Here is a 3820-nt window from a genome sequence, read left to right as displayed (position 1 = left end):
ACCAGGATCCGGGACAACTTCAGGGCGTATGTATCCGCCCTCTCTTCATATTATCCCCATATCCGGGTTCTCTATGCGGCAAAGGCGAATGGAAACCTGAATATTCTGAAGATACTTGCACAAGAGGGTGCAGGTGCAGATGTCTTCTCATCCGGAGAACTCCATATTGCCCTTCGTGCAGGGATGAAGCCGGAGCACCTGCTTTTTAACGGCTCTTCAAAGACTGTGGCTGATCACCGGCTTGCGGTGGAGAAGGGTGTGCGGGTATCACTTGACTCACGCGATGAACTCATGCAGCTTGACCGGATTGCAGGTGAAGCAGGAAAGATTGTTGAGGTATCCTTCAGGGTGAACCCTGCAATTGATGTGCCGACGCACCCCAAGATCGCAACCGGCCTTGCAACATCAAAGTTTGGTATTCCGGCAGCAGAGATAACCGATGCCTATGCGGCAGCCCTTGCCTGTTCAAATGTGGTTCCGGTTGGTATTCACTGTCATATCGGGTCACAGATCCTGGATGTGGAACCGTTTGCAAAGGAAGCACAGGTCATGATGGAGGTTGTGGAGGAGCTGGTCCGGATGGGGGTGAAATTTTCATTCATCGATCTTGGGGGTGGTCTGGGAGTGGCATATGATCATAACGGCCCTGATGCCCCCACCGTTGCCAGCTATGCCCGTGCCGTCATGCCGGTCTGTACCTCAGTTCTGATTCGTCTTGGTATCACCCCGGAGATCTGGATTGAGCCGGGGCGGTCCCTGGTCTGTGACTCATCCATCCTTCTCACCCAGGTAAACTCGGTCAAGATGGCACACAAGACCTTCGTGAACGTGGATGCTGGGTTTAACCTCCTCATCCGTCCGGCCATGTATGACGCGTATCATGAGGTGCTGGTAGCAAACCGTGCAGATGAGGAACCGGCTGGTACGTATACGATCACCGGGCCGATCTGTGAGACCGGGGATATCCTTGCTCATGATCGTGATCTTCCCGCGGTTGTTGCCGGGGACCTCATCGCCATCCTTGATGCAGGTGCCTACGGGTACTCAATGGCATCCCAGTATAATGGCCGGGGCCGGTGTGCAGAGGTGCTGGTCAGGAACGGGCAGGCAGACCTGATGCGAAGGGCCGAGACCATCGATGACCTGATGGCAACCCTCACAACACCTTCCTGGCTCAGGTAAACGGAGTGAACCGGTGGTCAGGTATCATTATGCCCTGGTAGACGACCTGGTCAGCAGGGAGGAGTTTGACCGGCTGATAGAGAAGAAAATAGCAGATTGTGGAAATCTTGCTGATGAGACCACGGCAGCACTCCTGGTAGTAAAGGATCTGGGACGATCCCATGTCAAGATTCGTGGTCTTCGGGGCAAGTCCTCCCTCTTCTGTTTTTATGCAAAGATAATCGCTTTCTCCGGTGTAAAAGAGTTTGATCGGTCAGACGGGGAGAAGGGACTGGTTGCTAGGCTGACGGTTGCTGACGAGACCGGGCAGGTTGATCTGGTCTTCTGGGACGAGCAGGCAGCGGCGCTTGAAGAGACCTTTGAGATAGGTGACGTGGTTGAGATCATCGGACGGCATGGAAAATCCATTCGGGAGATTCTGCCGCTGAATCTGCGCAAAACCTGTGTGGATATTGACTGTGTCATGGAGGTAAAAGAGCGGAAGGCTCCTTTCCGCACAGATCTGCATCTGCTCATCATCAGTCTTGCTGAGGTCAGGCCGTTTACCCGCCGGGACGGGAGCGGGGGGGAGATGGTAAGCGGTCTTGCCGGCGATGCAGACGGAACCGCCCGGTTTATCTGCTGGGAGCCGGCTCTGTTATCCGGGATATCCCCGGGGATGGCCGTTCTCGTGACCGGGGCCCTTTTAAAAGAGGGGGACTATGGAGGGCGGGAGATTGTATGCGATGAGGAGACGATCATCGTCCCGGCCGAGACAGCCCCTGATATACCAATAACCCCCCTTGCAAGCCTTGTCCCCGACCAGAGTTATACCGTCCGGGGAACAATCACCAGGATTCTCCCGGCAAAACCCTTTACCAAACGGGATGGAACGACCTCTTTTGTTCGGAATCTTCGTTTTTCAGATGGAAGTGCCGATGTTCCCCTTGTGCTCTGGGATGCAGATGCGAAACGGACCCTTTTTCCTGGTGAGTCGATCCTGCTCTATAATGCTTATGCAAAAAAAGGGAGGAACGGCGGGACTGAGGTCTCTCTAGGAAAAGGGGGAGCCCTGTTTATCATTCCGGATCAGGAAGAGCCGGTCACGATTGAGGGATGGATTCTGCATGTACCGGAAGGGACCATCCTTACCAGCCGGGAGGGTTCATGGCTGGTCGAGACCAGGCTGCCCCATGGTTCCCATGTCCGGATCACCGGCCGGGCAAGTGGGAAACGGGTCTTTTGCGAAAGTGAAGAGGAGGTAAAAGGAGACCGAGAAGGGTTGAAAAAAGAGATTTCAGACTTCATACGGTCTTTTTCATAAATGCTGTTTTCACTTTCACCCTGTTTCTTTTAGACTTAAATACCCCTCGTTGCCACCTGTATGATGAGGAAACTACTATGGCAACAGAAACATACAAGCTTGAGGACATTCCTGGTGTCGGACCAACCACTGCAGAAAAGCTCCGTGAAGCCGGGTATGAGTCAGTGGAGAAGATTGCTCAGGCGACTGCAACCGAACTCTATGATACTGCAGAGATTGGGGAAGCGACCGCCAGAAAGATGATCAAGTGGTGTACTTCCCGATTACATCCTGGTGCAGAAGAATCCACACCTGCTTCGTCCGCACAGAAGGAAGAAACGACAACTATGCCACAGCGGAGACTGGATATTGAGGATATTCCGGGTGTCGGCCCGGCAATTGCAGAAAAACTTCGAGATGCAGGATTTCTGACCATAGAGAGTATTGCAACATCACTTCCTGCAACGCTTGCAGAGGCTGCGGAACTGGGTGAGGCAACGGCAAAGAAGATGATCAAATGGTGCCGGGATCAGGCTGATATTGGCGGATTTAAGACCGGGACCGATGTCTTTGAGCAGCGACTCAAGGTCAAGAAACTGCGGACCCTTGTTCCGGAGGTTGACGAACTGCTTGGCGGAGGTTTTGAGACGCAGGCCATCACCGAGATGTACGGTGAGTTTGGTTCAGGAAAGTCCCAGATTGTCCACCAGATGGCGGTCAACGTGCAGCTTCCCGAGGAACTGGGCGGCCTGAACGGTTCGGTCATCTACGTGGACACGGAAAACACCTTCAGACCTGAGCGTATCGAGCAGATGGTAAAGGGTCTTGAGATTGAGGGTGCAGATCCCAAAGAATTCCTAAAGAACATCCACGTTGCCCGTGCACAGACTTCTGATCACCAGATGCTCCTTATCGAGACATCCCGTGAGCTGGCCGAGGAACTGAAAGCTGCAGGAAAACCTGTCAAACTTGTGATAGTGGACTCACTCACCGGCCTTTTCAGGTCAGAATATGCGGGCCGCGGGACTCTTGCCGAACGTCAGCAGAAGCTGAACCGGCACATGCATGACATCTTCAAACTCTGTGACGAGTATAATGCCATCGGTCTTGTGACAAACCAGGTCCAGTCCAATCCGGCAGTTTTCTTTGGTGACCCGACCAAACCTATCGGAGGAAATATTGTCGGCCATACCGCCACCTTCAGGGTATACCTGCGCAAGAGCAAGGGTGGAAAGCGTATTTTCCGGCTGGTAGACAGTCCGAACCTGCCGGAAGGAGAAGCAACATTCGTTGTGGAAGAAGGCGGTCTCCGGTCCTGCTGATCATAACGTATAGGAGTAATATCTGTGTTACGGG

3 protein-coding genes and 1 pseudogene are annotated in these 3820 nt (G+C 53.4%); all 4 read left to right on the top strand.

Going from position 1 to position 3820, the window contains the following annotated elements; all coding sequences use genetic code 11:
* A partial coding sequence (gene lysA, locus PLA23_RS11305) for a diaminopimelate decarboxylase (RefSeq protein WP_324475250.1) occupies positions 1–1182 on the top strand: 1182 nt, incomplete at its 5' end.
* Between the two features lie 13 nt (positions 1183–1195).
* A complete protein-coding gene (locus PLA23_RS11300; protein ID WP_324475249.1) occupies positions 1196–2485 on the top strand; it encodes an OB-fold nucleic acid binding domain-containing protein in 1290 nt (429 codons plus the stop codon).
* Positions 2486–2562: 77 nt separating this feature from the next.
* A pseudogene (locus PLA23_RS11295) lies at positions 2563–2730 on the top strand (helix-hairpin-helix domain-containing protein); the annotation flags it as partial.
* An 81-nt stretch (positions 2731–2811) separates the two neighbouring features.
* A complete protein-coding gene (gene radA / locus PLA23_RS11290; RefSeq protein WP_324330342.1) occupies positions 2812–3786 on the top strand; it encodes a DNA repair and recombination protein RadA in 975 nt (324 codons plus the stop codon).
* Positions 3787–3820 lie beyond the last annotated feature (34 nt).

Source organism: Methanospirillum sp. (genome assembly GCF_035406105.1).
Lineage (GTDB): Archaea > Halobacteriota > Methanomicrobia > Methanomicrobiales > Methanospirillaceae > Methanospirillum.
The sequence above is the reverse complement of the archived record's forward strand: the minus strand, read 5'-3'. Positions and strand labels throughout refer to the sequence as shown.